Origin of the sequence: Bacillus sp. JJ1521 (genome assembly GCF_036965165.1) — a bacterium.
Classification (GTDB): Bacteria; Bacillota; Bacilli; order Bacillales; family Bacillaceae_L; genus Ferdinandcohnia.
Genome location: NZ_JBALOX010000246.1, coordinates 637 through 5,706, shown reverse-complemented (window position 1 = coordinate 5,706; position 5,070 = coordinate 637). Strand labels below are relative to the sequence as shown.

Genomic DNA, 5,070 nt, shown 5'->3' with positions numbered 1-5,070 from the left:
AAGTAACGGGTGCGTTTCTTTAAGAAGGAAAAATGCCTTTTCTTATTTAAATAAAGAGGGAGAAATAAAAATGCTAATACGTGAATATAGAGATATTGATGAAATAGGTTGGGTTCGATGTAGAACGCTATCATTTCTAAATACAGCTTATTTTGATAATGTCTTAAATAAAAAGGAAGTCTATGAAAATCCTGCAATCGAATTAGTTGTAGAATTAAACGGACAAATTGTTGGTCTTATTGATGTAGAGTATGAAAAGGAAGAAAAAACCGTTTGTTCAAGGGGAGAAGGTTTAGGAGGAATGATTTGGCATATTGCAGTTCATCCAGATTATTATCGACAAGGAATTGGCGAGCAATTGCTTAAAGAAGCGGAAAAGCGAGCAATCGATATAGGTTTAAATCGATTTGAAGCGTGGACCCGAGATGACATTTGGGTGCAGAATTGGTATGAAAAAATGCTGTTTAATAAAGTCGATTCATACTACCATGTTTACTTCGAAGGAAATGAAATGCAAAATCGAATTCAAAGTACCATCCCTAAACTGTACCTATTCAATGCTTTCTCACATTATTTAGGCGAAGATATTGAACAATTTAAAACTACAAACAAACGAATTCATGAATGTGTTTGTTATGAAAAATATTTTGATATTATATAATGCTTCTTCAACTATAGGGTGCTATAGTCCAAGAAGGATTATCTCTTATTTCTTTGAAGTTATTAAGCTACGAAGCAGGATAGTTTAAAAACGATACATAATATTAGGGGTGACTGGAAGGATGTTATTTATTGCAATATGCTTGGTTAATAACGGAGTAAAATACTAAAAATAACTAGATAAGTAACTCAATCTAGAATAATAATGGGGTGATTTTATGAGTAAAGCTAAAGGAAAAGGTGGAACAGGGCGAGGAACGGACAAGAAGGGTTGGAATCGTTGGCAAGCTAGTGCAAACAAAAAAAAGAGTGCAAAACCTTATATAAGTAAAGGTATGAAAAAAAGGGATGTTGAAAATGAGCCCACAAGCAATAGTTAAAATCACTTTTCCGAAAGAAGGGCCGCTTTTTCTTATTCAAATACCGGGGCAGTTTTGTTAAATAAGACGAATAAAAGTGTTATTATTATCCATTGTTTCTGATGTTATGGGTGTAATTTTTTAGAAGAGGTGGGTTCGGTTGAGAAAAGTTGAGCAGAGTACAAAGTTAGATTTAGAACGAATTGTTTTTATTGGGAGAACATTTAATGAGTATTTGGATATGTTCTCGCTTTCAGAGGAAAAGCTACAAGGTAAGAAAATACTCGATTGCCCAGCGGGAGCTTGTTCATTTACTGCTGTTGGTAACAAATTAGGTTTAGTTATAACAGCTTGCGACATTGCCTATTATCATTCGGGAGAAGACTTAAAAAATAAAGGTCTTCAGGATATTGAGCACGCGATGGAACATATGCAAAGAGCCAAAGACAATTATAAATGGGATTATTTTAATGATATAGAAGGTCTTAGGAATCATCGTTTAAGTGCCTTGCAAGATTGTACTAACCATATGAGAGAATACAAAGGAAGATACATTCCCGTCACTTTACCCTCGTTACCATTTAAGAATGCGGAATTTGATATGCTTCTCTCGGCACATTTTTTATTTATGTATGCGGATAGATTGGATTATCAATTTCACATAGAAACGCTAAATGAGTTATTAAGGGTTACGAAAGAGGAAGTTCGTATTTTCCCATTAGTTGATTTAGAGGGAAAAAGATACAAGCATTTAGATAAAATAATAAGTTATCTGGCTAACATCGGCTGTACAGTTGAAGAAGTGAAAGTACCATATGAATTTCAGATAAATGCTAACTCGATGTTAAAAATAAAAAAAGGTTAGTTCTGATAGGGGTAACGCGGAGGCGTTGCCCCTTTTTTAGATTCCTCTTATTAAGAACGGCTGGGATGATCAAGAAGGATTATCACATATTTTTGTAGAAGCTATTAAACTAAAGGGGCAGTATAGTTGAATAAGGTTAGTCATGATTAGGAGTATTTTACTTTGAATATTGAACTAGTTGAAATAAATAGAAAGTAGTTTATTCGAAAGCGAAAAGGACTATTATTTGGTATTATATACCTTGACTACTATCGATAATAAATCAGAGGAGAATAGATGAGACAATTTTTTAAAGATAATAAGTGGATTATTCATATTTCATTATTGATTGTATTAATCCCTGTGGGTCTAAATATCTTTTATATATATGGTGATTTAAATACAGGTAAGGATTTAGGTAATGCCGAATGGTTGGCGTTTTGGGGGAGTTATCTTGGAGGGGCAGCAACCTTAATTGCAGTGTGCTTAACATTAAGCCAAAATATGAAGGTTATTAAACAAAATGAAAAGATTTTTATTCAGAATCAAGAAAATTTAAAATTTCAAGAAGAGCGCTCAAGGATAGCTCTTATGCCGTATATAGAAGTAATGGTATCTCTTGATGAAGATATGAGTTTGCATAAAACAAAACTTCATCCTCCTAATGGTTTTATAATCTTAAAAAACAAAAATGATGCCATAAGATTTAGTTCTGATTTCCCCGAAAAGTATCATCAAACTATTAAACAGTTATGTGAATGGGGAGAAAAAAACCGTAATAATTAACTTCTTTTGTATAGATAATGAGAACCCATTTGGAAACAGAGTGAGATTAATTCAGTATTTTATATTAGAGAACAGAAAACAGTTACCTAATTGGTAACTGTTTTCTGTTCTAATAGTCGTGCCAGTAATCCTGTAGTAAAAAGTAAAGAAGTTCTACTTATGTTACAACAGGGCAGAATCCCTATAATAAATGGGTTAGCGTCAGGAAAATTCGGATTTCAACGTTAGTAGATTCCAAGGACGCTACCCCCGTTTTTAACTACATTAAGGAAGCTTTAATGGTCTTAAAGAATCAGTCGAGGCCATCTACTTCGAATTAAAATGGCCAAATCTTAGTACAACAATAAAATACCTTACATATAAGGTGTTATAAGCTGGTTTCCTCATTAAGAAGCCTCTTCTGGTTGTGCGATTTCAAATTCACCTTCTGCATACTCTTGCTCCGCATAATGGCTTCCCCATTGACAGAGCTCCTGCAAGATAGGTTTAAGAGATTCTCCAAGTTCAGTGGATGAATATTCAACCTTCGGTGGTACTTGATTATACATCTTTCTGCTCACAAGTCCACTGTCTTCAAGCTCTCTAAGTGTTTGAATCAGCATTTTCTGAGTTATATTTGGGACAATGCGCTTTAATTCACTCGTTCTCTTTGGTCCATTCATTAAAAAGTATAATACAAGACCTTTCCATTTTCCGCCAATAACTTCCTTTGTCACTTCAAAACCACAACTAAATTTTTTCAAGTCTAAACCTCTCCATTCCACATTTATTACTTTTTAGTTACTATATCACAAAAAAGTGGGTACTTCCGTTAATGTGCTTACTGAAGGATACTATATCTTGTAAGTTGTTCTTCAAGTACTTAAAGGTACTAGACATAAAATAAAATTAATTCTAAAGGAGTGTTAAGTATGGGTAAATTTGAAGGTAAAATAGCGCTTGTAACGGGTGGAACAAGTGGGATTGGTCTTGCTACAGCACAAAAATTTGTAAATGATGGTGCATATGTTTATATCACGGGACGTAGACAAAACGAACTTGATAAAGCTGTTAACCAAATTGGCAAGAACGTAACCGGTGTTCAAGGTGATATTTCTAAGCTTGAAGACTTAGACAAACTATATGACATTATAAAGCAGGAAAAAGGTAAGTTGGACATTCTTTTTGCTAATGCAGGCACCGGCAACTTCCTTCCATTAGGTGAAATTACTGAAGAGCAGGTTGATAGAACGTTCGACATTAACGTTAAAGGAACCATCTTTACTGTTCAAAAAGCGTTATCACTATTCCCGGACAAAGTAGGTTCTATTATTGTAACGGGCTCTACTGCTGGATCAATTGGCAACCCAGCGTTTAGTGTATATGGAGCATCTAAAGCAGCATTAAGAGCACTAGTTCGCCACTGGATTCTTGACCTAAAAGGTACTGAAATCCGTGTAAATGTGGTTAGTCCAGGAGGTATTCTTACACCTGCATACGATGAGCTTTTTGGTGATGCACTTGAAGAGGTACTGGAAAATAGCAGAAATACTGTTCCAGCTGGAAAAATTGGGACACCTGAAGAAGTAGCAAACGCTGTATCTTTCCTTGCTTCAGACGAAAGCAGTTACTTGACGGGTGTTGAATTGTTCGTAGATGGCGGGCTAGCACAGGTATAATCTCACTGCGCAGAGATTACAAATAGTCCCGAAAAAAGGTTAATGGGGAATGGTGTAACGGAATCGCCGCAAAATATAAAATTTATAGGAGGAGTCAATATGACCAATCAACAAGTTCAACTCAATATTCGTTTTAAGGCTAAACCAGGGAAGAAAGAAGAATTCCGCAAGGAGCTATATTCCCTTATTGAGGAGATGTCATCCGAGAAGGCATTCATTAGCGCCATTGTATCGGACGATCTGGATCAGCCGGATGACTTGATCATTTATGAAACATGGCAAGGCACGAGAGATAGCTGGCTTGCGGAAGAATTTATTAAACCATACCGCAAGAATTACGAAGGAACACTGGGCGATTTAATTGTGGATAGAAGCGTCAGCTGGTTGCAACCGAAGGGCGAATGGGGAAGTCATATAACGAATGCGTAATGACGTTGAATCTTTAATCATTTAACCGAAGAAGGCAAACGCCTTGAAAGTGTGGGTATCCCTATTCTTAGGGATACCCATAAAACCGTATTGAATGGAATAACGGATGAACAATCCGAAGTGTTACATAATTTAATTTCAAAAATTATTACCAATACATCAGGAGGAAATAAAGGATGAATATTGTTGTACTCGTAGGAAGTCTAAGGAAAGAGTCTTATAACATGCAGCTGGCTAAAACAATGCAGGAAAGATACAAAGAAAAAATGAACTTGGAAATTGCCGACATCCGTTCCTTGCCTCATTTTGATCAAGATGAAGAAAACAATCCGCC

Annotated in this window: 7 protein-coding genes and 1 pseudogene (1 of these 8 only partly in view); 7 read left to right on the top strand and 1 reads right to left on the bottom strand. The window is 35.6% G+C overall.

Features of this window, described 5'->3' with window-relative positions; translation table 11 throughout:
- Window positions 1-70: 70 nt before the first annotated feature.
- From V7147_RS23690 to V7147_RS23675, 4 genes are all read left to right on the top strand, one after another.
- Window positions 71-661 (top strand): GNAT family N-acetyltransferase, encoded by a 591-nt coding sequence (locus V7147_RS23690; protein WP_335370254.1) that lies wholly within the window; start codon window positions 71-73, stop codon window positions 659-661.
- A gap of 217 nt (window positions 662-878) precedes the next feature.
- A complete protein-coding gene (locus V7147_RS23685) occupies window positions 879-1,040 on the top strand; it encodes a DUF3934 domain-containing protein (RefSeq protein WP_335370253.1) in 162 nt (53 codons plus the stop codon).
- A gap of 139 nt (window positions 1,041-1,179) precedes the next feature.
- Entirely contained in the window at window positions 1,180-1,884 is a 705-nt protein-coding gene (locus tag V7147_RS23680; RefSeq protein ID WP_335370252.1) for an SAM-dependent methyltransferase, read from the top strand.
- Between the two features lie 276 nt (window positions 1,885-2,160).
- Window positions 2,161-2,649, top strand: coding sequence for a hypothetical protein (locus V7147_RS23675; RefSeq protein ID WP_335370251.1), 489 nt, complete (start codon window positions 2,161-2,163; stop codon window positions 2,647-2,649).
- 386 nt (window positions 2,650-3,035) lie between these two features.
- On the opposite strand, the gene V7147_RS23670 is transcribed toward V7147_RS23675, so the two are convergent.
- The gene (locus tag V7147_RS23670) at window positions 3,036-3,392 is read right to left on the bottom strand and encodes a winged helix-turn-helix transcriptional regulator (RefSeq protein ID WP_007085798.1); all 357 of its coding nucleotides are present in this window, start codon (window positions 3,390-3,392) and stop codon (window positions 3,036-3,038) included.
- A 168-nt stretch (window positions 3,393-3,560) separates the two neighbouring features.
- Here V7147_RS23670 and V7147_RS23665 point away from each other — a divergent pair, with 168 nt between their 5' ends.
- From V7147_RS23665 to V7147_RS23655, 3 genes and pseudogenes are all read left to right on the top strand, one after another.
- A complete protein-coding gene (locus tag V7147_RS23665) occupies window positions 3,561-4,307 on the top strand; it encodes an SDR family NAD(P)-dependent oxidoreductase (protein WP_335370250.1) in 747 nt (248 codons plus the stop codon).
- Window positions 4,308-4,406: 99 nt separating this feature from the next.
- Window positions 4,407-4,736 (top strand): antibiotic biosynthesis monooxygenase family protein, encoded by a 330-nt coding sequence (locus V7147_RS23660; RefSeq protein WP_335370249.1) that lies wholly within the window; start codon window positions 4,407-4,409, stop codon window positions 4,734-4,736.
- 176 nt (window positions 4,737-4,912) lie between these two features.
- Window positions 4,913-5,070, top strand: a pseudogene (locus tag V7147_RS23655) (NADPH-dependent FMN reductase) (it continues 356 nt past the right edge of the window).

Bases quoted from the DNA above. Each gene is read 5' to 3' on its own strand.
- V7147_RS23690 (WP_335370254.1), top strand. From the start codon at position 71: ATGCTAATACGTGAATATAGAGATATTGATGAAATAGGTTGGGTTCGA.
- V7147_RS23685 (WP_335370253.1), top strand. From the start codon at position 879: ATGAGTAAAGCTAAAGGAAAAGGTGGAACAGGGCGAGGAACGGACAAG.
- V7147_RS23675 (WP_335370251.1), top strand. From the start codon at position 2,161: ATGAGACAATTTTTTAAAGATAATAAGTGGATTATTCATATTTCATTA.
- V7147_RS23665 (WP_335370250.1), top strand. From the start codon at position 3,561: ATGGGTAAATTTGAAGGTAAAATAGCGCTTGTAACGGGTGGAACAAGT.
- V7147_RS23660 (WP_335370249.1), top strand. From the start codon at position 4,407: ATGACCAATCAACAAGTTCAACTCAATATTCGTTTTAAGGCTAAACCA.